This is a genomic window from Streptomyces corchorusii, from assembly GCF_001514055.1.
GTDB classification, from domain to species: domain Bacteria; phylum Actinomycetota; class Actinomycetes; order Streptomycetales; family Streptomycetaceae; genus Streptomyces; species Streptomyces olivaceoviridis.
On the sequence record NZ_KQ948356.1, the window covers coordinates 280,795 to 305,552 of the forward strand.

Annotated in this window: 23 protein-coding genes and 1 riboswitch; of the genes, 11 read left to right on the forward strand and 12 right to left on the reverse strand. The window is 73.4% G+C overall.

Translation table 11 applies throughout. The features are described 5' to 3' along the window. Window positions 1-166: 166 nt before the first annotated feature. Both AQJ11_RS16810 and sigJ read right to left on the reverse strand, forming a co-directional pair. Entirely contained in the window at window positions 167-1,360 is a 1,194-nt protein-coding gene (locus AQJ11_RS16810) for an NAD(P)/FAD-dependent oxidoreductase (RefSeq protein WP_059263598.1), read from the reverse strand. Between the two features lie 115 nt (window positions 1,361-1,475). Continuing rightward, window positions 1,476-2,420, reverse strand: a complete 945-nt coding sequence (gene sigJ / locus AQJ11_RS16815; protein ID WP_059263599.1) for an RNA polymerase sigma factor SigJ — start codon at window positions 2,418-2,420, stop codon at window positions 1,476-1,478. Window positions 2,421-2,632: 212 nt separating this feature from the next. On the opposite strand from sigJ, the gene ctaD reads away from it, so the two are divergent. The 4 genes from ctaD to AQJ11_RS16835 all read left to right on the forward strand — a co-directional run bounded on the left by ctaD (window position 2,633) and on the right by AQJ11_RS16835 (window position 5,849). Beyond that, window positions 2,633-4,357: an aa3-type cytochrome oxidase subunit I gene (gene ctaD / locus AQJ11_RS16820; RefSeq protein ID WP_059263600.1), complete on the forward strand. Its 1,725-nt coding sequence runs from the start codon at window positions 2,633-2,635 to the stop codon at window positions 4,355-4,357. Window positions 4,358-4,383: 26 nt separating this feature from the next. Next, the gene (locus tag AQJ11_RS16825) at window positions 4,384-4,704 is read left to right on the forward strand and encodes a hypothetical protein (protein ID WP_014673891.1); all 321 of its coding nucleotides are present in this window, start codon (window positions 4,384-4,386) and stop codon (window positions 4,702-4,704) included. An 88-nt stretch (window positions 4,705-4,792) separates the two neighbouring features. Further along, window positions 4,793-5,191, forward strand: a complete 399-nt coding sequence (locus AQJ11_RS16830; protein WP_059263601.1) for a hypothetical protein — start codon at window positions 4,793-4,795, stop codon at window positions 5,189-5,191. A gap of 4 nt (window positions 5,192-5,195) precedes the next feature. Continuing rightward, window positions 5,196-5,849 (forward strand): hypothetical protein, encoded by a 654-nt coding sequence (locus AQJ11_RS16835; protein WP_059263602.1) that lies wholly within the window; start codon window positions 5,196-5,198, stop codon window positions 5,847-5,849. 74 nt (window positions 5,850-5,923) lie between these two features. Here AQJ11_RS16835 and AQJ11_RS16840 read toward each other — a convergent pair whose 3' ends face one another. The 3 genes from AQJ11_RS16840 to AQJ11_RS16850 all read right to left on the reverse strand — a co-directional run bounded on the left by AQJ11_RS16840 (window position 5,924) and on the right by AQJ11_RS16850 (window position 8,404). After that, window positions 5,924-6,871 carry an MIP/aquaporin family protein gene (locus tag AQJ11_RS16840; RefSeq protein WP_059263603.1) on the reverse strand — a complete coding sequence of 316 codons (948 nt, stop codon included), beginning with the start codon at window positions 6,869-6,871 and terminating at the stop codon, window positions 5,924-5,926. 99 nt (window positions 6,872-6,970) lie between these two features. After that, window positions 6,971-7,636 carry an SDR family NAD(P)-dependent oxidoreductase gene (locus tag AQJ11_RS16845; protein WP_208616537.1) on the reverse strand — a complete coding sequence of 222 codons (666 nt, stop codon included), beginning with the start codon at window positions 7,634-7,636 and terminating at the stop codon, window positions 6,971-6,973. A gap of 81 nt (window positions 7,637-7,717) precedes the next feature. Next, complete coding sequence (locus AQJ11_RS16850; protein WP_059263605.1) at window positions 7,718-8,404, reverse strand: DUF6445 family protein; 687 nt, start codon at window positions 8,402-8,404, stop codon at window positions 7,718-7,720. Window positions 8,405-8,628: 224 nt separating this feature from the next. Between AQJ11_RS16850 and AQJ11_RS16855 the strand changes: the two genes are divergently transcribed. Further along, entirely contained in the window at window positions 8,629-9,384 is a 756-nt protein-coding gene (locus AQJ11_RS16855) for a DUF4142 domain-containing protein (protein ID WP_059263606.1), read from the forward strand. Here the strand turns inward: AQJ11_RS16855 and AQJ11_RS16860 are convergent. Continuing rightward, window positions 9,381-11,039, reverse strand: a complete 1,659-nt coding sequence (locus AQJ11_RS16860; protein ID WP_059263607.1) for a glycoside hydrolase family 13 protein — start codon at window positions 11,037-11,039, stop codon at window positions 9,381-9,383. The two genes, AQJ11_RS16855 and AQJ11_RS16860, sit on opposite strands and share 4 nt — an antisense overlap. Window positions 11,040-11,118: 79 nt before the next feature. Next, entirely contained in the window at window positions 11,119-11,469 is a 351-nt protein-coding gene (locus AQJ11_RS16865; RefSeq protein WP_059263608.1) for an ArsR/SmtB family transcription factor, read from the reverse strand. 80 nt (window positions 11,470-11,549) lie between these two features. Next, window positions 11,550-11,731, forward strand: a riboswitch (cobalamin riboswitch). A 28-nt stretch (window positions 11,732-11,759) separates the two neighbouring features. Here AQJ11_RS16865 and nicT point away from each other — a divergent pair. Further along, window positions 11,760-12,842, forward strand: a complete 1,083-nt coding sequence (nicT, locus tag AQJ11_RS16870) for a Nickel transporter NicT (RefSeq protein WP_244218274.1) — start codon at window positions 11,760-11,762, stop codon at window positions 12,840-12,842. Window positions 12,843-12,857: 15 nt separating this feature from the next. On the opposite strand, the gene AQJ11_RS16875 is transcribed toward nicT, so the two are convergent. Together AQJ11_RS16875 and thrS are read right to left on the reverse strand one after the other, a co-directional pair. Beyond that, window positions 12,858-13,820: a nucleoside hydrolase gene (locus AQJ11_RS16875; protein WP_059263609.1), complete on the reverse strand. Its 963-nt coding sequence runs from the start codon at window positions 13,818-13,820 to the stop codon at window positions 12,858-12,860. 48 nt (window positions 13,821-13,868) lie between these two features. Then, a complete protein-coding gene (gene thrS / locus AQJ11_RS16880; RefSeq protein WP_059263610.1) occupies window positions 13,869-15,095 on the reverse strand; it encodes a threonine--tRNA ligase in 1,227 nt (408 codons plus the stop codon). A 299-nt stretch (window positions 15,096-15,394) separates the two neighbouring features. Between thrS and AQJ11_RS16885 the strand changes: the two genes are divergently transcribed. Further along, window positions 15,395-16,183 (forward strand): hypothetical protein, encoded by a 789-nt coding sequence (locus AQJ11_RS16885; RefSeq protein WP_059263611.1) that lies wholly within the window; start codon window positions 15,395-15,397, stop codon window positions 16,181-16,183. 4 nt (window positions 16,184-16,187) lie between these two features. On the opposite strand, the gene AQJ11_RS16890 is transcribed toward AQJ11_RS16885, so the two are convergent. Continuing rightward, window positions 16,188-17,531, reverse strand: a complete 1,344-nt coding sequence (locus AQJ11_RS16890; RefSeq protein WP_059263612.1) for a helix-turn-helix domain-containing protein — start codon at window positions 17,529-17,531, stop codon at window positions 16,188-16,190. A 116-nt stretch (window positions 17,532-17,647) separates the two neighbouring features. Here AQJ11_RS16890 and AQJ11_RS50380 point away from each other — a divergent pair, with 116 nt between their 5' ends. Continuing rightward, complete coding sequence (locus AQJ11_RS50380; RefSeq protein WP_041665376.1) at window positions 17,648-17,842, forward strand: hypothetical protein; 195 nt, start codon at window positions 17,648-17,650, stop codon at window positions 17,840-17,842. A gap of 285 nt (window positions 17,843-18,127) precedes the next feature. Further along, window positions 18,128-20,101: a YncE family protein gene (locus tag AQJ11_RS16900; protein ID WP_014673873.1), complete on the forward strand. Its 1,974-nt coding sequence runs from the start codon at window positions 18,128-18,130 to the stop codon at window positions 20,099-20,101. Window positions 20,102-20,104: 3 nt separating this feature from the next. On the opposite strand, the gene AQJ11_RS16905 is transcribed toward AQJ11_RS16900, so the two are convergent. Continuing rightward, complete coding sequence (locus AQJ11_RS16905) at window positions 20,105-21,241, reverse strand: hypothetical protein (protein ID WP_059263613.1); 1,137 nt, start codon at window positions 21,239-21,241, stop codon at window positions 20,105-20,107. Between the two features lie 345 nt (window positions 21,242-21,586). Continuing rightward, a complete protein-coding gene (locus AQJ11_RS16910; RefSeq protein WP_244218287.1) occupies window positions 21,587-22,810 on the reverse strand; it encodes a PP2C family protein-serine/threonine phosphatase in 1,224 nt (407 codons plus the stop codon). 151 nt (window positions 22,811-22,961) lie between these two features. Here AQJ11_RS16910 and AQJ11_RS16915 point away from each other — a divergent pair, with 151 nt between their 5' ends. After that, window positions 22,962-23,477, forward strand: coding sequence for a hypothetical protein (locus tag AQJ11_RS16915; RefSeq protein WP_015493302.1), 516 nt, complete (start codon window positions 22,962-22,964; stop codon window positions 23,475-23,477). Window positions 23,478-23,739: 262 nt separating this feature from the next. After that, window positions 23,740-24,651, forward strand: coding sequence for a hypothetical protein (locus tag AQJ11_RS16920; protein ID WP_059263615.1), 912 nt, complete (start codon window positions 23,740-23,742; stop codon window positions 24,649-24,651). Window positions 24,652-24,758: the final 107 nt, after the last annotated feature.

Here is a 24,758-nt window from a genome sequence, read left to right on the forward strand (position 1 = left end):
CCGGCGCGGCACACGGTTCGGCCACGAGCCGCGTGCCGTGCGAGGGCGCCACGGCCCGCGCCGCCCGGTTGTCGCCGCGAACCGCCGACGACAACCGGTGTGGGCCGCGGGGGGCGCCGGACGCCGTTCGCCCGCCGGAGGCGGAGCCCCGGACCGAACCGCGGGCTCAGGCCGGCGCGTTCGCCGGTGCCACCGCTTCCGCGCGCTCCCGCACCACGCGCCGCCGCGGGGCGGGTACGAGGAGCGGGTTGGCGACGCCCCAGGCCGCGCCCTTGCAGACCAGTTCCTTGTAGACGGCGGCGATCCGGCCGGTCAGGGCCGCCCGCACCGCGCGGTCGTCGGCGGTGACGTACTGGATCAGGCCCTCCTTGCGGCCCAGCGAGATGCACTGGTTGAAGTAGCGCAGCGGCACCTTCGGGAGCTTGCCGCCGGTCAGGCGCGCCGCGATGGCGTCGGCGGCCTGCCAGGCGGTGGGGACGCCCGAGGCGCACGACATCCGCAGCGGCTTGTCGCCGGGGCCCCTCACCAGGGCCGCGTCACCGACGGCGTACACGTCCGGGTGCGAGACCGAGCGCATGGACCGGTCGACCACGATCTGCCCGGTGCCGGTGACCTCCAGGCCGGTGGCCCGCGCGATCGGGTGGACGGCGAAGCCGGTGGTCCACACGGTGACCGCAGCCGGGACCGAGGCGCCGTCGGCGGTGGTGACGTGGTCGGCCGCCACGGCGGTGACGGAGGTGTTCTCGTGCACGGTGACGCCGAGCCCGGCGAGGACCTTGCGCACGTGGGCGCGGCCCTTGGCGGAGAGCCAGTCGCCGAGGCCGCCGCGGGCGGCGAGGGCGACATCGAGGTCCGGGCGGGCCTCGGCGATCTCGGCCGCCGCCTCCAGACCGGTGAGACCGCCGCCGACCACGACCACCGGCTGCCCGGCCGCCAGCCCGGCCAGGCGCTCGCGCAGCCGCAGCGCTCCGGCACGGCCCGCGATCTCGTGGGCGTGCTCCGCCGCGCCGGGGACGCCCGCGTCGTTCCAGCCGCTGCCCAGGGCGTACACGAGGGTGTCGTACTCCAGTTCCCCGGCGCCGTCCGCGTCGGTGACGGCGACGGTCCTGCGGTCGACGTCGACGCCGGTGACCCGGGCGAGCCTCAGCCGCACACCGGTGCCCGCGAACATCTCGCTGAACGGACGGGGCGTGAGGTCCTGGCCGGTGGCGAGCTGGTGCAGCCGGACGCGCTCCACGAAGTCGGGCTCGGCGTTGACGAGGGTGATGGCGACGTCTTCGGGGCGCAGCCGCCTGGCGAGGCGTCCGGCGGTGATGGCTCCGGTGTATCCGGCTCCGAGGACGACGATGCGGTGCTGCATTTCCTGACTCCTGTCTTGAGCGGATTCGCCCCTTGAACCGGGCGGCCCGCCGTTTCCTGACAGGAACACGGTGTGAAGCACATCACATCGGGGTCGGTGAGCGTGGAGCCCGGGGTCAGAAGGCGTGGAGCAGGGGTTCGCCGTGGTCGGTGGCCGCCCAGTGCCGGGTCGCGCGTTCGAGCTTGTCGGGGTTGGCCTGGCTGCGCAGCGCGCGGATGCCGTCGGCGGTGACCTCCAGGCAGATGACGCCGATGACCCGCCCGTCGAGGACCGCGACGACGGCCGGCCCGCCGTTGGCGGTGGCGGCGTAGATCCCGGGCGAGCCGCCGACCAGGTTGCGCTTGGCCGGGCCGGGCTTGAACAGGCCCCGCATGAACTTCGCGACCGCGAGCGCGCCCTCGAACGCCTTCGTGCGGGCCGGGACCTTGCCGCCGCCGTCGCCGACCGAGACGGCGTCCTGGGTGAGCAGCCGTACCAGCGGCTCGGTCCGGCCGCTGGTGGCGGCGGAGAGGAACTCCTCGACGATCCGCCGGGCGGCGGCCTCGTCGATCTCGGTACGGGCCTTGCCGTCCGCGACGTGCTTCTTGGCCCGGTGGAAGATCTGCTGGCTCGCGGCCTCGCTGATGTCGAGGATCCCGGCGATCTCCCGGTGCGGGTAGTCGAAGGCCTCCCGCAGCACGTACACCGCCCGCTCGCCCGGGGACAGGCGCTCCAGCAGCGTGAGAACGGCGTACGACACCGACTCGCGCTGTTCCGCGGTGTCGGCCGGGCCCAGCATCGGGTCCCCGGCGAGCAGCGGCTCGGGCAGCCACTGGCCCACGTAGGTCTCGCGCCGCGCGCGGGCCGAGGTGAGCTGGTTGAGGCAGAGGTTGGTGAGCACCTTCGTCAGCCAGGCCTCGGGGACCTGGATGTGGTCGGCGCCGGCGGCCTGCCAGCGCAGGAACGTCTCCTGCACGGCGTCCTCGGCCTCGCTCGCGGAGCCGAGCAGGCGATAGGCGATGGCCTCCAGCCGGGGCCGGGCCGCCTCGAACCGCTCCACGTCGCTCAGGGTCAGGGCCATGCCCGGGATCCTAGCCGCCGCGGCCCCCGCCGGTCCGGGGCCGTGCCGGGTGGGGTGGGGCCGCGGCTCGTTGGGCCGGTCGGGTGTATCCGTCATCCGAATGGCCGCACGTCGCACGCTCAGGGCCCCGGGCGCGGCCTCGCGTGGTGAGGATGGCGGGTGACCGACGTCCTGTCGTGGGCGGACGGCGAGCATCGGGAGACGGACGACTGGTGAGCATCCTCAACGAACCCCAGGGCGGTGGCGCCCCAGCCGAGGACTCGTACGAGAACGAGTTGCCGGTCCGGCGCAAGCAGCCCGGCAATGTCGTGGTGAAGTGGCTGACCACCACCGACCACAAGACGATCGGCACCCTCTATCTGGCGACGTCGTTCGGGTTCTTCCTGGTCGGCGGGCTGATGGCGCTGATCATCCGGGCCGAACTGGCCCGTCCCGGGCTCCAGTTGATCTCGAACGAGCAGTACAACCAGCTGTTCACGATGCACGGCACCGTGATGCTGCTGATGTTCGCCACCCCGCTGTTCGCCGGCTTCACCAACTGGATCATGCCGCTCCAGATCGGCGCGCCCGACGTGGCGTTCCCCCGGCTGAACATGTTCGCCTACTGGCTGTACCTGTTCGGCTCGCTCATCGCGGTCGGCGGCTTCCTCACCCCGCAGGGCGCGGCCGACTTCGGCTGGTTCGCCTACGCCCCCCTGTCCGACGCGATCCGCACCCCCGGGGTCGGCGGGAACATGTGGATCCTGGGCCTGGCCTTCTCCGGCTTCGGCACCATCCTCGGCGCGGTCAACTTCATCACCACGGTCATCTGCATGCGCGCCCCGGGCATGACCATGTTCCGCATGCCGATCTTCGTGTGGAACGTGCTGCTGACCGGTGTCCTGGTCCTGCTGGCCTTCCCGGTGCTGGCCGCCGCGCTGTTCGCGCTGGCCGCGGACCGCATCTTCGGCGCCCACGTGTACGACGCGGCCAACGGCGGCCCCCTGCTGTGGCAGCACCTCTTCTGGTTCTTCGGCCATCCCGAGGTGTACATCATCGCGCTGCCGTTCTTCGGGATCGTCACGGAGGTCATCCCGGTCTTCGCCCGCAAGCCGATCTTCGGCTACATGGGCCTCGTCGCCGCCACCATCGCCATCGCCGGTCTCTCCGTGACGGTGTGGGCCCACCACATGTACGTCACCGGTGGTGTGCTGCTGCCGTTCTTCTCCTTCATGACCTTCCTGATCGCCGTGCCGACCGGTGTGAAGTTCTTCAACTGGATCGGCACGATGTGGAAGGGGAGCCTGTCCTTCGAGACGCCCATGCTCTGGGCGGCCGGCTTCCTCGTGACCTTCCTCTTCGGCGGGCTGACCGGCGTCATCCTGGCCTCCCCGCCCATGGACTTCCACGTCTCCGACTCGTACTTCGTGGTGGCCCACTTCCACTACGTCGTCTTCGGCACCGTCGTCTTCGCGATGTTCGCCGGGTTCCACTTCTGGTGGCCGAAGTGGACCGGCAAGATGCTCGACGAGCGTCTCGGCAAGATCTGCTTCTGGACGCTGTTCGTCGGCTTCCACACCACCTTCCTGGTCCAGCACTGGCTGGGCGCCGAGGGCATGCCGCGCCGGTACGCCGACTACCTGGCCGCCGACGGCTTCACCGCGCTGAACACGCTCTCCACCATCGGCTCCTTCCTGCTCGGCCTGTCGATGCTGCCGTTCCTCTACAACGTCTGGAAGACGGCCAAGTTCGGCAAGCCGGTCGGCGTGGACGACCCCTGGGGCTACGGCCGCTCGCTGGAGTGGGCCACCACCTGTCCGCCGCCGCGGCACAACTTCCTCACCCTGCCGCGGATCCGCAGCGAATCCCCGGCGTTCGACCTGCACCACCCGGACATCGCGATGCTGGAGCAGGAGGGCCACACCGCCGCGATCACGAGCGACCGGGGCCGGGGGTGAGCGGTCTGCCCCAGCAGGGGGCCGGAGTGAGCGGCGACCTCGGCAACCAGGTCGAGGGCTACCTGCTGTGGCAGGCCAGGGTCGCGGAGGCGGAGCAGCGCGCGCGGGAGTTCGCCGGCTCCCTGGACTGGCTGACGACGGCCCAGCGCGAGGAGGTCGAGCGGCGGTACGTCGCCGACAGTCTGCTGCGGGCCCGGGCCGACCTCGAACGCATCGCGGCCCGGTGCGTGTCGCTGCGGGGCGAGTACGAGCAGCGGTACGCCGAGCTGCGGCGGCGCTGCGTGGGCGTGGCACTGGCGGTGTGCGCCGGTCTCGCCGCCCTGGCCGCCCTGCTCCTGGTCCTCTGACCCGCGCCGGCCGGTTTGCCGGGACACGCGCGGGTCACTCGGGACCGGTGGTGTCCAGGGGGATCATGAGGTGACCGGGAGGAAGCCGATGAGCGCGGTGACCGTCGCCCGCACCCAGGGCCTGTTCCATCTCGTCGGCGGCGGCTGGCCCCCGCTGCACCCGCGCAGCTTCGAGTGGGTCTTCGGTCCGAAGACCGACGTCCGGCTCCAGCGGGCGACGGCGGGGCTGCTCGCCACGACCGGCTGGAGCCTGCTGCGCACCGGTCCGGCCCCGGAATCCCTCGGCCAGGCGCGCCGGGCGGGCGTCGGGTCCGCCGTGACCCTGCCGGCCGTCGACCTCGTCTACGTACCCCTCGGCCGGATCCGCCCCACGTACCTGCTCGACGCGGCGATGCAGGCGGGCCGGCCGGTGGCCTGGTGGAGGTACGGGAGGCCGGGGTGCGGGAAGCCGCGGGGCAGCGCCCGGTCCGCGCCGCGTCCGCGGTGACGCGGTGCCCGGCCGGCCGACGCGGCTGCGCTTCGAGGGATGGATCGTCGGGACCGGCACGGCGTCCGGCACCCGGGTGGTGCTGGGCCACTGGACCCGCTCGCCGTTCGGGCGGTTCAGCGACGTCATGATCGAGCGGGCGGACGGGCACCGGCTGCTGCTGGCGCCCTCCCGGCGGACCGCCGACTTCATCGCCGCGACCTACGCCTTCGACGAGGTGGAGGTCACCCCCGTCGTCGTACGGGTCGAGGGCCGGCGCTGGGAGATCACGGCCGGCCCGCTGGAGCTGCGCCTCACCACCGGCCGGCGGGGCCTCATGGGCCGTCTCCTGCGCGCCGTGCCCGCGCCGCTCGCCGCCCGGCCGGCCTGGACGGTGCTGACGGACCCGCCCGCGAGGCTGCTGCTCGGCGTGCGCACCCGGGGCAGCGCGGGCGGCGGGCGGCGCGAATGGTACGGCGCCCTCGACCTGCTCCCGGTCGTGTCGGCCGGCACGGTGTACGACGGCCGGGACCAAGGCCCGCCGGCGCCGGTCCTGCCGCCCGTGCGGTTCGGGTTCGGTTCGACGCCCCGCACGCCCAGCGCCGTACGGGTGGTCACGACCGTGGCGATCCCCGGATCTTCCGGGCCGCGCCCTCGCCGGTGTCCTTGGAGCCGGTGACGCGGAGACGTGGCCGGAGACGCGCCCGGGGCCGGGGCGGGGAGCCCGGCCCGGCCCCGGGCCGGGTCCCGCGCCTACTCCTCGTCGGTGGTCCGTACCGGGGTCGACCTGCCCGGCGCCGGCAGCTGGGCCAGCTCGGACCGCACGAGCAGCACGTCGCCGATGAACAGGTCGTAGACCACGATCCCGATCAGGCCGCCGATCAGCGGGCCGACGATGGGGATCCACCAGTAGGCGCTGAACGAGCCGGGCACGCTGCCCGGGAACGCCAGGCTGCCCCAGCCCGCCGCGTAGGTGAGCAGGCGCGGCCCGAAGTCACGGGCCGGGTTGATGGCGTAGCCGGCGTTGGCGCCGTAGGACATGCCGATCGCGGCGACGACGAAGCCCACGATCAGCGGGGCGAGATTGGCCTTCACGGCCTGGTTGCGCAGGTCGAGCACGGCCGCGATCAGCATGAGCAGGAAGGCCGTGCCGACGATCTGGTCGATCAGCGGCCCCCAGATGCCGCCGTGGAAGTACGCGGCCGGGAACGTCGCGAAGATCGAGAACGTGGCGTTGGTGTGCCCGTTCACCTTCGGCCCCGTCACGGCGCTGTCGTAGGCGTCGATCGCGTTGTGGTAGACGAGGTAGACCAGCGCGGCCCCGGTGAGGGCGCCGACGACCTGCGCGAACCAGTACGGCAGCACCTTGACCCAGGGGAAGCCGCGGCGCACGGCCATGGCCAGGGTCACGGCCGGGTTGATGTGGGCGCCGCTGACGCCGCCGGCCACGTAGACACCGAAGACGACGGCCAGCGCCCAGCCCCAGGTGATCAGCAGCCAGTCCCCCGCCGCGAGGAAGATCGTGGTGGGGGTGGCGGCCCGGCCCGAACCGGGCAGCGCCGCGACCGCCGTCGCGACCACACCGCAGCCGAAGGAGATGAGGACGAAGGTTCCGAGGAACTCCGCCAGGCACTCGCCCAGGAGTCCGCCCCGGCTTCTCAGCCGTGACGGCTTGACGAGCGGAGGGATGTCGACAGCCATTGGGGCCCCCTTTGAAGAGACCAAAGCGGCCAATAGCCCCATATTGGCTCACAACGTCATTCTCCGCAGGGTGACCGCTTCCGGCCGGGCGGCGGCCGGTCAGCCGCCGAGGTCGTCGGCGTAGTGCCGGAACCCGTGCCGCTCCCGGTGCAGGGTCCACAGCCTCTCCGCGAGCACGTCCGGGTCCTTGCGCTCGTGACCCGCCGTGATGGTCCCGGGAATGATCAGCTGGGCGACATGGATCCCCTCGCTCGCCAGCCGGTCGTGCAGCAGATGCCCGTACGCGCTCTCCGCCGCGAAGGCGATCGAGGTGCCGGCCCGCTCGGGATGCGGTACGGCGGCGCTCCCGCCGTTGACGAACAGGATCGTCCCGCGCCCGAGCCGCCGCATGCCCGGCAGCACCTGCTGCACGGCGGCCACCGGGCCGTACACGGAGAACTCGATCGGCCCCACCAGATCCCGGTGCCGGGTCTCCAGCACGGGGCGCATGAAGTCGCGGTGCGGCACCGGGCTGTACTGGAGCACCTCGACGGTCCCGAGGGCGTCGGCCAGCTCACCCAGCGCCGCGGCCAGCCGCTCGGGCCGGCGCACATCGGCGGCGAACCCGCGGGCGGTGACGCCCTCGGCCGCGAGTGCGCCGGAGATCGCGTCCAGCCGCCCCCGGTCCCGGGCGACGAGCCCGACGGCGAACCCCTCCCGCCCGAACCGGCGCGCGACGGCGGTCCCGAGCCCCGGCCCGGCTCCCACGATGGCGACACTGCTCATACCGCTCATGCGTACCGCACACCCGGCCTCCTCACACCGCCCGCGGCCCCACGCGGGGGCGGACGGTGCCGGCCGTGCCGGTCAGGCCATCCAGAAGAACACCACCGTCATCCGCTTCTCCTCCAGCGTCCGGCCGGTGTAACCGGTCGCGCTGTGCACCAGGTTGGCGTGGTAGAGCAGCAGACGGTTGTACCGGTGCGGGACGCGGACGTCCTCCTCGAAGTGGTCCGCCGGGACGTACCGCGTGCCCAGCGCCTCGACCAGGTTGGTGTGCGGGGCCTGGACGATGTTGCCGCCGAGCCGGCCGCCGGGCAGCGACTGGCGGTAGAAGGCGGTCCCGCAGTCCTTGGGCGCCCCGGGGTTGAGGTAGAGCACGGCCGCGTACCGGCACAGCGCGCGGGAGTCGGTGTGCGGGCGGGGCTCGCTCTCGCCCTCGCCGACCACCTGGACGCAGTTGTGGTTGAGGGTGCCGCCGCCCGGCGCCCGTTGCACCCACAGCTCCCGCGCCCCGGTCGCCTTCTTCACCAGCCGCTCGATCCGGGCCAGTTCGCCCGGCTCCAGGCCGGGCATGGCGCGCAGGCCGGGCCAGGTCTCGGAGGTGTACGGATACCCCTCGACCCAGTCGTCCTTGGCCAGGCACCGCTGCCGTACGGCGTCGACGTCCGGCAGGACGTCGTCCAGCACCCAGTAGTCGCGGCCCTTGGTGGGCTTGCGGTAGGGCAGGACGGGCAGCGCGGCGGGGGGCCGGGGCGGTGACGGTGGGGGCATGCGGCGAATCTAGGGGCGGCCCCGGTCTGGCTTCTCCCGAAGAGTGGTCAACCTTGTGCCGGGCGGCGGTCAACCTTCCGCCAACGCACCCGGGGGATTCTTTACCCGCGGGCACTGAGACGAGCGGCCCCGGCATCCGTACTGCTGTGCGTCCGAACGACGGGCGGGGCCCGCAGGCAGGAGGAACGGTGCGCTTTTCGCGGAACGCGACGGGAACTCTCTTCGTGGGCGGTGCGATGGCCCTGACCCTCGCGGCCCTCGCCTACCCGAGCATGCTCGGGCTGAGCACCGTCTCCAGCTCACAGTCGCGGATCATCGCGCAGACACAGTGGGGACCGCTCACCGAGGCCGACCGGGACTTCGTGGTCAAGGTGCGGGCGGCCGGCCTGTGGGAGTACCCGCTCGGCCAGATCGGGCTCCAGAAGGGCTCCACCAAGGGGGTCAAGACGGCCAGCGAGCACCTGGTCGACGGGCACGCCGCGCTGGACGCCTCCTGTCGCAAGATCGCCCCCATGCTGAACATCACGCTGCCCAACGTGGCGAGTCCGCAACAGGTCGGCTTCGTCAATCAGTTGAAGGGCGAGAGCGGCAAGCAGTTCGACACCGACTTCGCCAACATCCTGCGGATGACGCACGGCTCCATCTTCAACACGATCGCGAAGATCCGCTCCACCACCAAGAACTCGCTGGTGCGGGCCCTCGCCGACCAGGCCAACGACACGGTCCTGGACCACATCACGGTGATGGAGAAGACCGGTCTGGTCGACTTCGACCAGACCATCTTCAACCAGACCACCCCGCCGAAGCTGCCCTCGTCCGACCTGACGCCGCCGGCCCCGCCGGCGGGCCAGCCGGAGGTGGTGCTCACCCCGCCGCCGACCGCCACGTCCACCCCGCTGGACCTCGGCGCCCTCGGCGGCGGCACGGGCGGCGGCACGGGCGCCGGCCTCACCCCCAGCCCGGTTCCGTCGGCCGGCTAGGCGAGCCACACCGTGGTGTCCGGCGGCAGGGTCCTGTCCTGCGGCAGTGGGCCGCTGCTCAGCAGGACCTCGCCCGGCGGCAGCGGTACCGGCTCGGTGCCGAGGTTCGTGACGTTCCGCCAGGTCTCGGTGCGGCCGAAGTCCAGGACGCCCGCGGGCGCGTCCGGCGTCCAGGTCAGCGTCTCGCCCTGGAGGAGCTTGCGGCGCAGCCGCAGGGCCGAGCGGTACAGCTCCAGCGTGGAGCCCTCGGTGCCGGTCTGCGCCTCCACGGCGTACGCCGCGAAGGCCACCGGCTGCGGCAGCCAGCCGGGCCCGGACCCGAAGCCGTACGACGGTCCGGTCGTCGTCCACGGCAGCGGCACCCGGCAGCCGTCGCGGCCCTTGCGGACATGGCCGGTCTGCTCCCAGATCGGGTCCTGGAGCACCTCGGTGGGCAGGTCCGCGACCTCGGGCAGGCCGAGCTCCTCCCCCTGGTAGAGGTACGCCGAACCGGGCAGCGCCAGCATCAGCAGGGTCGCCGCCCGCGCCCGGCGCAGTCCGGCCGCCGTGTCGATCGCGGGCGCGGTGCCGCCGGACAGCAGCCAGGCGGCCGGATCGGTGCCGTCCGGCAGCACGAGCCGGGAGGCGTGGCGTACGACGTCGTGGTTGGACAGCACCCAGGTCGCGGAGGCCCCGGCGGCCCGGGCCGTGACCAGCGAGGCGGCGATGACCTCCCGCAGTTCCTCCGCGTCCCAGCCTGCCTCCAGGTACTCGAAGTTGAAGGCCTGGCCGAGCTCGTCCGGGCGGGCGTACAGGGCGCGCCGGGCGCCGGGGACCCAGGCCTCGGCGACGGCGGTGCGCGGCGGGCTGTAGGCGTCGAAGATCTTGCGCCAGTCGCGGTAGATCTCGTGGACCTCGTCCCGGTCCCAGTAGGGGTGGCTGCCCGGCGGCACCAGCGGCAGGGCCTGCTCGCCGGTCGCGCCGATGCCGCCGATGTCCCGCAGCGGATCGGTGAGGTCCTTGGCCAGGCCGTGGGCGACGTCCACGCGGAAGCCGTCCACGCCCCGGTCGGACCAGAACCGCAGGGTGCTGCGGAAGTCGGCGCGGACCTCCTCGTGGTCCCAGTTGAGGTCGGGCTGTTCGGGGGCGAACAGGTGCAGGTACCACTCCCCGTCGGGCACCCGCCGCCAGGCGCTGCCGCCGAACACCGACTGCCAGTCGCTGGGCGGCAGTTCGCCGTGCGCACCGCGCCCCGGCCGGAAGACGTACCGCTCCCGGGCGGCGGAACCAGGCCCGGCACGCAGCGCCTCCTGGAACCAGCGGTGCAGATGGGAGGTGTGATTGGGGACGATGTCCACGACGACCTTGAGCCCGAGCCGGTGGGCCTCGCCCACCAGGGCGTCGAAGTCGTCCAGGGTGCCGAGGCGTTCGTCGACGCCGCGCGGGTCGATGACGTCGTAGCCGCCGTCGGCGAGTTCGGAGGGGTAGAAGGGGCTCAGCCACAGGGCGTCCACGCCGAGGCCGGCGAGATGGTCCAGCCGCTCGGTGACGCCCCGCAGGTCGCCGAGGCCGTCACCGTCGGCGTCGGCGAAGCTGCGCGGGTACACCTGGTAGACGACGGCCTGCCGCCACCAGTCGGGGTTCCTGGACGAGAGGTCCGGCGAGAGGTCTGCCATACGGGCTCCCAGGGGACGGACGACGCTACGGAACTTGTATCTGTCCACATTGCCCGGAAAGGGAACCTTGCACGGCCGTTCAGCCGACGCAGTGCTCCAAGAGCCCCCGGACGTCCTCGTCCACCACCCTGTACCGCACCACGCGCCCCTCCTTCTCCCCCGCGACGACCCCGGCCGCCCGCAGCAGCCGCAGGGCCTGGGAGACGGCGGGGTCGTTCATCCCCGTGGCGATGGCGAGGTCCGACACGGCGAGCGGCCCGGTGCGGTGCAGCGCGACCAGCAGCGCCAGCCGGTTGGCGTCGGCGAGCAGCGAGAAGCGGTCGGCCCAGGTGCGCAGGCGCCCCGTCTCACCGATGGCGGCGATCGCCTCGCACACCCGGTGCCCGTCGATGGAACGACGGGCGGCTCGGTCGGCAGGCACGAGATGCATGGGGCCAGTCTGGCAGGCCCCTGTTTGTGATCTTCGATACCTGCCCAGGTACGCAGCTATGCAGGAAACCGCGTGCCCCTCTACGGTGGGCGGGCCGTGGTGTTCGGGAAGTCGATGGAAGGTCGACGCGGCCCTCGCCACTGTGATCGGGGAGTTCCCGTTCCGTCCGGCACCGCCGGGCCACTGGTCGCAGACCGGGAAGGCAGGGACGGCGGACGTACGACCCGTAAGCCAGGAGACCGGCCACGGCAGCTCACGAAGTGATCCACGAGGTGCTGGAGCGTGAACTGATGGCTGATGCCGCGTCTTTCCGCTGGCGACGTGAGGACACCGTCAAGACGGTGGGGCTGCTGGCGGTGATCGTCGCCCTGCACGTCGTCGCGTTCGGGATCCTCTACGTCCTCGTCGCACCCGAGCACTACAAGGTGGGCACCGATGTCTTCGGGGTCGGGCTCGGGGTCACGGCCTACACCCTCGGCATGCGGCACGCCTTCGACGCCGACCACATCGCGGCGATCGACAACACCACCCGCAAGCTGATGGCCGACGGCAAGCGGCCGGTGTCGGTGGGGTTCTGGTTCGCGCTGGGCCACTCCAGCGTGGTGGTGCTGCTGGCGCTGCTGATCGCGGGCGGCACCTCACTGGCCGGGAAGGTCATGAACGAGGGCTCCACCACCCACCAGGTGCTCGGCTTCCTCGGCACGACGGTCTCCGGCACGTTCCTCTACCTCATCGCCGCCCTGAACCTGGTCGCCCTGGTGGGCATCCTGAAAGTGTTCCGGGCGATGCGCGCCGGCGCGTTCGACGAGAGGGAGCTGGAAGCGCACCTGGACTCGCGGGGGTTCATGAACCGCGTCCTCGGCCGGCTGACGAAGTCCGTCTCCCGCCCCGGGCAGATGTACCCGCTCGGCTTCCTCTTCGGCCTCGGCTTCGACACGGCCACCGAGGTGACGCTGATGGTGATGGCGGGCTCGGGCGCGGCGGCGGGACTGCCCTGGTACGCGATCCTCTGCCTGCCCCTCCTCTTCGCCGCCGGGATGAGCCTGTTCGACACCCTCGACGGCACCTTCATGAACTTCGCCTACCAGTGGGCGTTCTCCAACCCGGTCCGCAAGGTCTTCTACAACCTCGCCATCACCGGTCTGTCCATCGCCGTCGCCTTCTTCATCGGCACCATCGAGCTGGTCGGCGTCCTGCACGAGAAGTTCGGCCTGCACGACGACGTCACCGGCTGGATCGCCGGCCTCGACCTGGACAACGTCGGCTACCTCATCGTCGGCCTGTTCGTGCTGGTGTGGGCGGCGGCGCTGGCGTACTGGAAGGTCGCCCGGGTGGAGGAGCGCTGGGCGGTCTCCCCGTCCGCCGCCGAGTAGCCGGCCAGGTCCCCTCTAGCGCGCGACCGTCTCCAGGTACAGCTTCGCGTAACGGCCGGCGTCCACCTCCAGCGCCACGTCCACCAGGGCGCGTTCGCGACCGCCCTCGTGGATCTCGGACTCGCCGGGGCCGGGGCGGCGGTCGACGACGGTCTGGCCCCGGGTGGGGCCCGGGGCGAGGGAGACCTCGACCGGGAGCAGGCGGGTGGTGATGCCCTGCGGGTCGGCGACCGCGCACACCGCGCCCGCGTCGCCGAGGCCGCCCGCCTCCTCCGCCTGGGGCGGCTCGCCCTGGTGGGCCGGCCGGTGGGCGAGCAGCTCACCGGCCAGGCGGGTGCCGGGCTCACCGCTCGCGCGCAGCCGGTGCACCTCACCGCTGTCCACCACGACCTGCCGGAAGACGTCGAGGCCGTACATGGTGATCGGCACCCCGGCGGTCAGCAGGATCGCCGCCGCCTCCGGGTCGTGCCAGACGTTGAACTCCGCGACCGGCGTGGCGTTCCCGGTCGCCACCGCCCCGCCCATGAACACGATCCGCTCGATGTTCCGGGTCACCTCGGGGTGGGTGCGCAGCAGCAGGGCGATGTTGGTGAGCGGCGCGGTCGGGATCAGCGTCACCGGGCGCGGGGAGGCCAGGATCTCCCGGCGCAGGAGGGTGACGGCGTCGACGGCCACCGGGGTCCGGGTGGGCGCGGGCAGGCCCAGGTCGCCCATGCCGTCGACGCCGTGCACCGGGGCCGGGCGGGCCGGCTCCAGCAGCGGGCGCTCGGCGCCCCGGGCCACCGGGATGTCGGGGGCGCCCGCCTGCTCCAGCACGGTGAGGGTGTTGCGGACCACCCCGTCCACGTCGGTGTTCCCGGCCACGCAGGTCACCGCCCGGAGGTCGAGTCCCGGGTGGCGCACGGCGAACAGCAGGGCCAGGGCGTCGTCGACGCCGGTGTCGCAGTCGATGATCACGGGTATGGGCTGACCGTCCACGGCGGACTCCTTCCGTCGTGCCGACCTTAGATGAGTCCCGGCCCGGGATCAGTCCCAGAGCCCGCTCCCCCGCCCCGCCACCCGTGCGGCGACGCGCCGCAGGAGTCCGGCGGCGGGCAGGGGACCGGGCCGGCGGCCGTCCCGCAGGCGTACGGCGGCCAGCCCGGCGTCCGCCTCCCGGGCCCCGATCACCGCCTGGTACGGCACCAGGCGGGCCGCGCGGATCCGGGCGCCCAGGGTGCCCTCCCCGGGACCGGCCAGTTCGGCGCGCAGGCCCAGCGCGGTCGCCTCGCGGACCAGCGCCGCCGCCGCTCCGGTCTGCTCCTCCGCCACCGGCAGCACGGTCAGCTGGACGGGGGCCAGCCAGGCCGGGAACGCGCCGCCGTGGGTCTCGACGAGGTGGGCCACGGCCCGCTCCACGCTGCCGATGATGCTGCGGTGCACCATCACCGGCCGGTGCCTCGCGCCGTCGGCGCCGATGTAGCGCAGGTCGAAGCGGGCGGGCTGGTGGAAGTCGATCTGCACGGTGGACAGGGTGGACTCGCGGCCCGCCGGGTCCGCGATCTGCACGTCGATCTTCGGGCCGTAGAACGCGGCCTCGCCCTCCGCCTCCTCGTACGCCACCCCGGCCTCGGCGAGGACCTCCCGCAGCAGTCCGGTCGCCCGGCGCCACAGCTCCGGATCGGCGACGTACTTGCCGCCCGCGCCGGGCAGTGAGAGCCGGTGGCGTACGGCCTCGATGCCGAGGTCGGCGTAGGCGCGGGCGATCAGCTCCAGGGCGGCGCGGGCCTCGGCCACCGCCTGGTCCAGGGTGCAGAAGACGTGCGCGTCGTTGAGGTGGATGGCGCGGACCCGGGTCAGGCCGCCGAGCACGCCGGACAGCTCGGCGCGGTGCATGGCGCCCAGTTCCGCGATGCGCAGGGGGAGTTCGCGGTGGCTGCGGGAGCGGGAGCGGTAGATCAGGGCGTGGTGGGGGCAGAGGCTGGGCCGCAGGACGACCTCCTCGGCGCCGAGCCGCATCGGCGGGTACATGTCGTCGCGGTAGTGGTCCCAGTGCCCGGAGATCTCGTACAGCTCCCGTTTGCCGAGCGCGGGCGAGTACACGTGCCTGTAGCCGGCCCGGCGTTCGGCGTCCCGGATGTACTCCTCCAGGGTGTGCCGGACGACGGCCCCGTCGGGCAGCCAGTAGGGCAGGCCGGCGCCCATCAGGGGGTCGGTGCCGAAGAGGCCGAGCTCACGGCCGAGACGGCGGTGGTCGGGCAGCTTGTCGTTCATCCGGGTCTCCTCGGTGCGGGAGGCGCGGGTCCCCGGTGCACGACGAAGCCCCGGGGCGTGCGCCCCGGGGCTTCGGTGCTGGTCAGGTGTCAGCGCGCCGGGACGGTCTCCGGCGTCGTCGTGCTCGACGGGTACGGGCGGGCGCACTGCATGGACGGCACCGTACCGCCCTCCGCGGGGACCGGGCCAAGGATTTTCCGCGCCCCCTCACCCGTACGGCCCGGAGCGCTGGTGCGCAGGTCAGGGCGGTGGTGCCGTGAGACCAGGCACCCCGGCCGCACGCTGCCCAGGAGGCACCGATGTCCCCCGAGATACCCCACCTCCCCCGTGCCGTCGTCCGCTGCCTGATCGGCTCCGGGCTGCTGATCGCCGGCGGCTGCGCGGCCCTCGGCCTGGAGCACCCGGCGAGCGCGCCCTACCCGCTGCCCACACTCGACCGGCCGACCCCGACGCCCAGGACGTCCGCGCCGGCCGGCGGTTCCTCGCTCAGCGACGAGCAGGCGCAGGCCGCGCTGCTCACCCAGACCGACCTCGGCGACCCCTGGATCGCCACGCGCGGCGCGGCCACCTGGCACGACGGGCTGCTGAAGGCGCGCACCACGGCCGGGGAGTGCCAGCGGCTGCTGGACGCCCTGTACAGCGACGAACTGCTCGGCGGACCGGCGCGCGTCGCCGTCGGCCTGGACGACGCCGGCACCGACGCCCAGCTCCGCTACCAGATCGGCGCCCGCCGCCCGGCGGACGTCGACGCCGCGCTGGCGTGGCTGCGGACGCTGCCGGCGCGGTGCGCGCGGTTCACGGCCACCACCGAGCTGGGGCTCGTGGAGGACGTACAGGTCGTGGACGCCCCGCTGCCCGAGGTCGGCGACGCCCGCCAGGGGCTGCGCGTCACCCTGGCCGGTACGACGTCCGACGGCCAGGAGTTCCTGCTCACCCTGGACGTGGCCGCCGTGCGGGTCGGCGAGGACGCGTTCGCGCTGACCAACGGCGGCCTGGGTGGCGTACCGAACGGCGCGACCCAGGCGGCCGTGCAGGTCGGCGCCCTGCGCCTGGCCGACATCCGCAAGCAGGGCCGGGCGCAGGTGTGAGGCCTCACAGCGGCGGCTGGGCGGGGGCCGGGCCGAGGGTGGTGGTGCCGGGGGCGGTGCGGTGGCCGAGGCCGGTGCGGTAGGCGTCCAGGGCGGCCTCCACGCGGCCCGTGCGGCGGAACAGGTCGCCGAGGAGGCGGCACAGGTCGGCGAGGTCGCCGGCGGCGCCCGCGCGTTCCAGCAGGCTCAGGGCGCGGACGTAGTGCTCCTCGGCGGCCTCGGTGTCCCGGGCGTCCTCGGCGATGATGCCGAGGAGGCGGTGCGCGCCGGCGGCGTGCACGGCGCCGCGCTCGGAGGAGAAGTCCCCGAGGACGCCCTCCAGCAGTTCGGCGGCCTCCCCGGACTTGCCCCGGCGGTGCAGGACGTCGGCGAGTTCGACGGCGGCCTGGCTGCGGTACAGGGCGGCCCGGGTCTGGGACAGCATGGCGTACGCCTGGCGCAACTCGTCCTCGGCGCGCTCCAGTTCGCCGTTCTGGGCGCAGACGTAGCCGCGCATCCAGTGGCAGTTGGCCAGTTCGGTGCGCAGGCTCAGCCGGCGGTACAGCTCGGCGGCCTTGGCCAGGGAGGCGTCGGCCTCGGCGGCCCGGCCCTCGGCGAGCAGGGTGCGGGCCACCGAGCGGTGCATCCGGGCGACCAGCGCGGGGTCGCCGGCCTGCGGGGCGAGCGCGAGGGCCAGCTCGGCGGCCTGGGCGGCGCGGGCGTGGGCGCCCATGTCCATGTACGGGCCGATGATGCTGGCGTAGAGCAGCAGGAGCGCGTCGGGGTCGTGCAGTCCGCCCCGGTTCAGCTCGTCGAGGGCGGTCTCCAGCAGGTAGACGGCGTACCGGAGCTCGCCGGCGAGGTAGTGGGCGACGGCCCGGCCGCGCAGGGCGGGCACCCGGACGGGCAGGGTCTTGTCGGCGAGCCGTTCCTCGGCCTGCTCGAAGTACTCGCGCGCCGCGGTCAGCTGCCCCGTCTCCAGCGCGCATTCGCCGAGCCCGAGCAGGGCGGCGGCGTGCTCGCACCCCAGCGCGTGCGCCTCGGCCTCCGCACGCAGCACGGCGTACTGGGCGGCGGCCTCCTCGGCCCGCCCGTCGGCGAGGACCCGCTGGGCCTCGGTGAGCCGCAGCCGCAGGTCGGTGGCGAGGTGGGCGGGCCGGCCGACGGCCAGTTCCTCGAAGGCGACCCCGAGCCGGTCCGCGATGTGCCGCAACGCCTCGTCGGAGGCGCGGACCCGCCCGGCCTCCAGGGTGGAGATGTAGGCGGGTGTGTACGCGGGCTCCGCCAACTGTCGCTGAGTGAGCCCCCGTTGATTGCGCAGCCGTTGTACCCGCCGCCCGATGACTTCCGGGTCGTCCCGCTCCCGCATGCCGCCTGCTCCCCCCAACTGGCCTGACACCCCTTGCCGTTGCGCTTCGGCAGCCCCTAGGTTAAACGGCGAATTAAACATGCTTAACACGCCGCTGTTGTGCTTGTGAGGTCGCCGTGCCCGGACGTACATCCGCACCCTACGCACCGCCCCACTCCCGCATCCGCCCGATCGGCCGAACCTCCACCGCACGGGGGATCGTCGCGGCCGTCATCGCCGCCGCGACCCTCCTCCTCGCGGCGAACGCCGGCCCGGCCCGCGCGGCCGGCACCGCCCCGGCACCCACCACGGCCCAGCAGGCGAATCCCTGAGAACCGCGCACGCGCGGGCGGCCCCCGCGGTGACGGCGGCGAGCACGGCGGCGGTGCCCTCGTCCACCGCGGGCGTCCCGCTCCGCCCGCCCGGTCCGGGCCCGGTCGCCCCAGGCGTCCGCGCCCTCACCTCCGGGCCCGCGCGCTTTTGTCAGTGGCATGACCTAGTCTTTCCACACTCGCCGCACGAGGCACACACGGTTCATGCACAGGGGGCGGACGCATCGCCCTGCCCGCGCGGCGCCCATGTCTTTCTTTCATTCGTTCCGGGGGGTTCGAATCAGCGTGCGCAAGCGCTCTCTCACAGCTGCCACCACCCTGGCGGTCCTCTTCAGCTCGGCGGCCCTCGCCGTCACCCCGGCCTTCGCCGACTCCAGCCAGATCCTGCCGGTCAGGACGACCGGTGACATCGTCGTCGACGCCGTTCACCACCAAGTCTTCGTCAGCGACCCGCTGAACGGCAAGATCGTTGTCACCGACTACGCCGGCAGGGTCGTCAAGCAGCTCACCACCAACCTCTCCGGCGTCACCGGCCTGGAGCTGTCCGCCGACTCCGGCACGCTCTACGCGGCCGTGCAGGACCTCGACGCCATCGCCGTCTTCGACACCGCCACCGACACCGAGTCCGCCCGCTACACGGTCGGCGACAAGCCGCTCAGCGTCGCCCTCGCGGGCGGCAAGCTGTGGTTCGGCTACGGCGGCGCCGCCGCGGGCAACATCGGCTCCGTCGACCTGACCGCCGAGGACCACACGGTCACGCTCGGCCAGGACAACGGCTGGTACGCGGCCCCGCTGCTGGACGCCGCGCCCGGTTCCGGCACCCTGATCGCCGGTGCCATCGGGCAGAGCCCGGTCGAACTGGCCTCGTACGACGTCTCGACGGGCACCGCCACCAAGGTGGCGAGCACCCGTGAGGCCGGCAGCAACCTCGGCGACCTCCAGGTCACCCCCGACGGCAAGGACGTCGTGGTGGCCAGCGGTGCGCCGTACTACCAGCAGGTGTTCCGGACCTCCGACCTCAACGAGGACGGCAAGTACGTCACGGACGCGTACCCCAACTCCGTCGCCATCGCGCCGGACGGCACGGTCGCGGCCGGCATCGACGGCTCCTACGAGCCGGACGTCTACGTCTTCAAGCCCGGCACCGGCGAGGCCGTCCGCACCTACGACTTCCCCAACACCGGCACCAGCAGCGGCTCCGACCTGCTCGCCCGGGGCGGCCTGGCCTGGGCCCCGGACGGCTCCCGGCTGTTCGCGGTGACCAGCAACAGCGAGGGCGTGTTCTCCCTGCGCGTCCTGAACGCGCCCACCAAGGCGGTCGCCACCGTCACCGTGGACGCGCCGGCCACCGCCACCCGCGCCAAGCAGCTCACCGTCAAGGGCAAGGTCGCCTCCAAGACGGCCGTCCCCGCCGGCACCAAGCTGACCGTGACCCGCACCGACCTGGAGTCGCCGAAGGGCAAGGCGCTCGCGGCGGCGGTCACCAAGGCCGACGGCACGTTCTCCTTCACCGACACCCCGCCGTCCGGCGGCAAGGTGAAGTACACGGTGGCCTACGCCGGCGACGCCGCCCACACGGCGGCCTCCGGCTCCGACTCCGTCGACGTCTCCCGCGCCAAGCCGACCCTGACCGTCAACAACAACGGCAAGGTGTACGCGTACGGCAAGGACGTCAAGTTCACCGCCCACCTGGGCAAGACGTACAAGAACCGCACGGTGGAGATCTGGGCCGACCCGTTCGGCGGCGACAAGCCGAACAAGCTGGTGAAGTCCGGCAAGGTCAACTCCGACGGCAACCTGTCGGTCACGCTGGACCTCAAGCGGGACACCAAGGTCACCGCGAAGTTCGCGGGCGACTCCCGCTACAAGCCGGCGTCCGCCGCCAGCACCGTCGGCGCCCGGGTCAGCGTGTCCACCTCGGTCAGCAGCCACTACAAGGCCAAGTCGGCGTGGGGCCACACGTACTACTTCTTCCACAAGACCAAGGACCCGCTGATCACGACGAAGATGTCGTACTACCCGGGCCGGGCGCAGAAGTTCGAGTTCGAGGTGTACTACCAGGGCCGCTGGTACCCGGGCGACCCCGAGTACTTCAAGCTGGGCTCCGACGGCGTCTCCAAGGTCCGCATCACCGGCGACCACGGCCAGGACGTCGGCTGGCGGTTCCGGGTGCGCTCGTCGTACATCAACAGCTCGTCCGGTGACATCGTGAACTCCACGACGCACGGCGCCTGGAAGTACTTCACGTTCACCAAGTAAGGGTCACTGGGCGGCCTGGAGCCGGCCCAGCTCCCGCTGGACGCTCTCCAGCGCGCCATGCCGGCGGCCCGGCACCCTGAGCCGCAACTCCGCGAGCGCGGGCCCGAGTTCACGGGCCCGCGCCGTGTCCTTGATCCGGGTCCACTGGTGGTGGGCGCGGTCCACGGCCGCCTCCACGGCGGGCGCGTCCACCGCCTGCCCGGCGGCCAGCCGCGTCTCGGCCACCGTCAGCCAGGCCCGGCAACTGCGCACCGGGTCCCCCGCGAACATCGCCAGATCGGCCCGCACCTCGCTCCAGTGCAGTGCCTGCTCGGAAGCGGCGCCGTACCCCCGCACCGCCTCCGCCTCGTACCGGGCGGCCATTCCGTCCGCCTCGGCGTGCCGGCCGGCGCGCACGGCGTCACTGATGGCGGCGTGCGGGTCCTCGGGTCGGGGGGAGGGGAGCGGAGCGGTGACCGTGGTGAACGTGGTGGAGGAGGCCGGGGAGACCGGGGAGGCGGGTACGGCGTAGCCCCCCGCGTCGGCCAGCAGCAGATTGCCCTTCGTCTCCTGCGGGATCCGGTCCACCGCCTGCTGGTGCAACGCGTCCAGCGGGGGCCGGTGGCCGCTGCGCAGCAGCGTGGCCACCGTTTTCATGTACGCCGGCTCCGCCGGGCCCCGCCGTCCCGCCGCCGGGGCGATACGGCCGTACACGGCGGTGTTCCGGCCGGAGTCGAGGCCGTGCTCGGCGACGTACCGCCAGGCCTCGGCGTCCGCGTGCAGGTCCACGACGAGCGCGGTGTCCCTGGCGGAACGCAGGCGCAGTTCCTCGCGGATCCAGTGCCAGGGCAGCGCGGTGTAGCGGACCGTGGCCGGCGTGGTGCGGGCCAGGGCGAGGTGGGGCTGGTGCTGTCGGCGGTCCAGCTGCACCTGGCCGGTGACGTACACCGTGAGCGGGCCGGGGGAGGCCGCGGCGGCCCGCAGCCGGGTGAGGACGGCCTGCGGTTCCAGCGGATCCACGAGTTCGATGACGTTCGCGGTGCCGGTGCCGGACAGGACGGCGGGGGCGACCGCGGCCAGCACCGGCAGGACACCGGCCGCGTCCACCAGGCGCCCCCGGCCGAGCGGCGCGGCTGCGAGCAGCAGCACGGTTCCGGGCATCGTGCCTCCCCCAAGTCACCCTGCGGACCCCGCGACCCCTGCGTACCCGGGGCCCCGTGGATCCGTTCTCCAGCCAGCACCGTAACCGCTGCGCCTGCAAACCGACGCGTCCCCCCGGCAAACACCCTCCTTCGCGTCCTCCCCGCCCACCCCGAAAACGTTTCTCCGCCCCCCTGCCCGTGGCTCCCGCCACCCGCGCAGCCCGGACACCCCGCGCCGTCCCCGGCGGCCCCGGCGCGCCGCGAGCCCCCGGTGTCCGGCTGGGCTTCGGCGTTCGGCCGAACCGCGAGCCGCCCCACCCCAGGCCGCCGGATCGCCCGAGGCCCGTCGGCGGTATGCCCGCCGTCACTCGCGCCGTGCGCGTCCGGTCCCCAAGTCGTCGGTCGCCGGGACTCTCGGTCCCGTCACGCCGTCCGCGCGCACCGCGTCCCCCGCGCCCGGCTCCTCCCCGTCGTCCGGCAACCGCCGGACCGCGAAGATCGTCGTGTCGTCGTCCAGGCGACCGCCGCTGTGGCGCAGTACGCCGTCGCGGACCCGGCGGACCAGGCGGCGGGGCTCGGTGTGGCGGGGGTCCGCGCGGACCGCCCGGGACACCTCGCGGGCCAGCTCGTAGAACTCGCCGGGCTCGTCGCGGGCCTCGGTCACCCCGTCGGTGACCAGCAGCAGCGTCTCGTCGGCGGCCAGCCGCACCCGGTGCACGGGCGGCGGCCCGCCCGCGAGGTCGCCGAGGCCGAGCGGCAGCCCATCGCCGCTGGGCAGCTCGCGGACTCCGCGCGGACCGACGGCGAGCGGGGGCTCGTGGCCGAAGTTCGTGACGTCGATCGCGTCCGCGGTGCCGTCCGGGAAGGCGATGAGGACGGCGGTGGCGAAGCGGTCGCCCTCGTCCCGGCCGAGCGCGGCCATGTGGGCGCGGTGCCGCCGCATCCGGGTCTCCAGGCGTTCGGCGACGGTCCCGAGATCCCGCTCGTGGTACCCGGCCTCACGGAACGTACCGAGCAGCGCGGCCGCGACCTCCACCGCGCCCAGCCCCTTGCCCTGCACGTCGCCGACGAGCACCCGGGCGCCGTGCGGACCGGGCTGGATGTCGTAGAAGTCGCCGCCCACCCGCGCGTCGACGTCGGCGGCCAGATACACGCCCGCGTGGTCCAGCCCGGCCCAGCGCGGCGGCAGCGGACGCAGCACGGTGCGCCGGGTGGTCTCGGCGATGTCCCGCATGTGCCCGACCTGCCGTTCCTGACGCACGCGCACGACCGCTGCCAGGGTGGCCAGGGCGCCGCCGAGGGCGACGAGGAGGAAGTCGCCGAATCCGGCCTGGTACTGGTTGGGCCAGGCGCTGTCGACGAGGACGTACGTCACCACGGACAGCACGCCGTAGGCGGCCGTCGTCCACACCCCGCAGACCGCGGCGGCGATGCCCGGGACCAGCACGATCCAGGTGACGATCCGGAACTCCTCGCCGGTGGCGAAGTCCAGCAGGACGATGCCGACGAGCAGCAGCAGGGGCAGCAGCCACGCGACGCCCGCCCCGCGGATCCGTAGCAGCGGGCGGCGGCGCCGCCCGAACTCCATCTCCGTCACGGCGACCGGCCCTCCATGCCCCTCAGCGAACCACGGGGGAGAACGGCACGCATCCGGGCACTCGTCACCCTCCTGGCCGAGTTGCCAGGCCGCGCGCCCCGGTGTGCCCTGGACACGGGGGCGAGGAGAGAGGAGTGCTCCCATGGCTCAAGCGGCACCCGCGCCCGGCGGAATCTCCCGGCCCGGCCGCACGCCGGCGGCGGAGCGGCGGTCGTCCGACGTGGTCCGGCGTTCACCCGACGTCTTCGACGCGCGCACCCACGCGATCGGCCGGCTGGTCGTCCCGGTCGTACTGGGACTGGTCTACGGCTACTGGGTGGCGGCCAACAACCGCCTGGGCGGCCCGATCACCGGCGGGAACCTGCTGCTCGGCTTCCTCAGCGCGCTGGTGTTCGCGGTGCTGTGCGCGACCCTGCTGATCCTGACCCCCCGGATGCCGCGGGAGGTGCACGCGCTGCTGTGGACGGCGTTCGTCGGCTGCGCGTTCGGCTTCCTCTACGACCAGCGCGGCAGCTTCATCCCCACCCAGAGCTCCAGCCAGGGCGGCGACGTGCTGCGGACCGTGCTGATGTCCCTGCTGGTGGCGGCGGCCACCTTCGCCGCGTTCTTCTACCACTACTACACGCGGGAGGACGCGTTCGGACGCCGGATCCGCTGAGGACACCGATCCGAGGACACCGATCCGGCTGAGGACGCCGGGGCCGCGGAGTACGCCGTGTCCCCGAGCGTGAACGGGTGCGCGTGGGCCCCGGCCGGTCGGCCGGGGCCCACGCGCTCCCCTGTGTCCCCAGTGGCCCGCATCAGCCACTTCCTTCCCCCCAGCACCAGGAAACACCCGTTCGGGTGAACCCTCCACCGGAGAGCGCCCGAACGCAGTCCTCCCGCTCGCGCCCCGGCCCCGGCGGCCCTTGCCTGGAAGCGTGCCCTCACGCCTCAGGAGCGCCCTGTCAGCCGTACTGACCGCCCTGTCCTGCCTCCTCGTGCCGTTCGGCGCGCTGGCGGCCTGGGCGGCGTACGGGCTCGCCGACACGGGCCGGTACGTCACCACGATGGCACCGCTCGCCGCCGACCCGGCCGTGCGGGAGGCCGTCGTGGACACGGTCGGCGACGGCATCCTGCGCGCGGTGGACGAGCACCTGGACGTGCGTCCGGTACGCGGCTCGGTCCGGCCGTTCGTGCACGACGCGGTGCGCTCCTTCACCCAGACCCGCGCCTTCCGGCTGGCCTGGGACACCGGCAACCGGATCACCCACGACGCGGTCCTGCGCGCCCTGCGCGGGGAGGACGAGCGCGCCGTCACCGTCGACCTGGCCCCCGTCACCGCCCAGGTCAAAGGCCAGCTCACCCGTGATCACGTGCCGCTCGCCGCGCACATCCCGGTGGAGCACACCGAGGTCCCCGTGCTCCCGGCGGACCGGCTGCCCGCGCTGCGCAAGGGGTACCACGTGCTCGAAGTCGCCGGCTTCTGGCTGCCGGTGGCGGCCGTGGTCTTCGCCGTCGGCGGGATCGCGCTCGCCGTCCACCGGCGCCGGGCCGTCATCGCGACCGCCCTGGGCACGGCCCTGGGCGGCGCACTGCTCGCCGTGGCCCTGGCCGTCGGCCGCGGCCTGACCCTGGCCGATCTGCCCGCCGGTGTGCCCCACCCGGCGGCGGGCGCCGTCTACGACGCCCTGACCGGCACCCTGCGCACGACCGCCTGGCTGCTCATGGGCCTCGGCCTGGCGGTCGCCCTCGCCGTCCGGCTCACCCGCCACCTCCGCCTGCGCCGCCGCGCGCGACGCGGACAGGCGTCCCCGACCGCCCCTCCGACACCGACCCAAGCCGAAGTCTGACGGCAGCCGGAACCGGGCCCATCCGCCACGTCCGACTGTCCACCCCCCATCCGATGCCGGCGCCCGCCCCGGCCCCTTGCTTGCCCGGCACCTCACGCACCACCCTC

Excerpts from the sequence above, each read along its gene's own strand:
- AQJ11_RS16890 (WP_059263612.1), bottom strand. The coding sequence starts at position 17,531 with ATGCGGGAGCGGGACGACCCGGAAGTCATCGGGCGGCGGGTACAACGG.
- AQJ11_RS16840 (WP_059263603.1), bottom strand. The coding sequence starts at position 6,871 with ATGGCTGTCGACATCCCTCCGCTCGTCAAGCCGTCACGGCTGAGAAGC.
- AQJ11_RS16830 (WP_059263601.1), top strand. The coding sequence starts at position 4,793 with ATGAGCGCGGTGACCGTCGCCCGCACCCAGGGCCTGTTCCATCTCGTC.
- AQJ11_RS16865 (WP_059263608.1), bottom strand. The coding sequence starts at position 11,469 with ATGCATCTCGTGCCTGCCGACCGAGCCGCCCGTCGTTCCATCGACGGG.
- AQJ11_RS16845 (WP_208616537.1), bottom strand. The coding sequence starts at position 7,636 with ATGAGCAGTGTCGCCATCGTGGGAGCCGGGCCGGGGCTCGGGACCGCC.
- AQJ11_RS16905 (WP_059263613.1), bottom strand. The coding sequence starts at position 21,241 with ATGCCCGGAACCGTGCTGCTGCTCGCAGCCGCGCCGCTCGGCCGGGGG.
- AQJ11_RS16885 (WP_059263611.1), top strand. The coding sequence starts at position 15,395 with ATGTCCCCCGAGATACCCCACCTCCCCCGTGCCGTCGTCCGCTGCCTG.
- nicT (WP_244218274.1), top strand. The coding sequence starts at position 11,760 with ATGGCTGATGCCGCGTCTTTCCGCTGGCGACGTGAGGACACCGTCAAG.
- AQJ11_RS16860 (WP_059263607.1), bottom strand. The coding sequence starts at position 11,039 with ATGGCAGACCTCTCGCCGGACCTCTCGTCCAGGAACCCCGACTGGTGG.
- AQJ11_RS16810 (WP_059263598.1), bottom strand. The coding sequence starts at position 1,360 with ATGCAGCACCGCATCGTCGTCCTCGGAGCCGGATACACCGGAGCCATC.
- sigJ (WP_059263599.1), bottom strand. The coding sequence starts at position 2,420 with ATGGCCCTGACCCTGAGCGACGTGGAGCGGTTCGAGGCGGCCCGGCCC.
- AQJ11_RS16850 (WP_059263605.1), bottom strand. The coding sequence starts at position 8,404 with ATGCCCCCACCGTCACCGCCCCGGCCCCCCGCCGCGCTGCCCGTCCTG.
- AQJ11_RS16910 (WP_244218287.1), bottom strand. The coding sequence starts at position 22,810 with ATGGAGTTCGGGCGGCGCCGCCGCCCGCTGCTACGGATCCGCGGGGCG.
- thrS (WP_059263610.1), bottom strand. The coding sequence starts at position 15,095 with ATGAACGACAAGCTGCCCGACCACCGCCGTCTCGGCCGTGAGCTCGGC.
- AQJ11_RS16915 (WP_015493302.1), top strand. The coding sequence starts at position 22,962 with ATGGCTCAAGCGGCACCCGCGCCCGGCGGAATCTCCCGGCCCGGCCGC.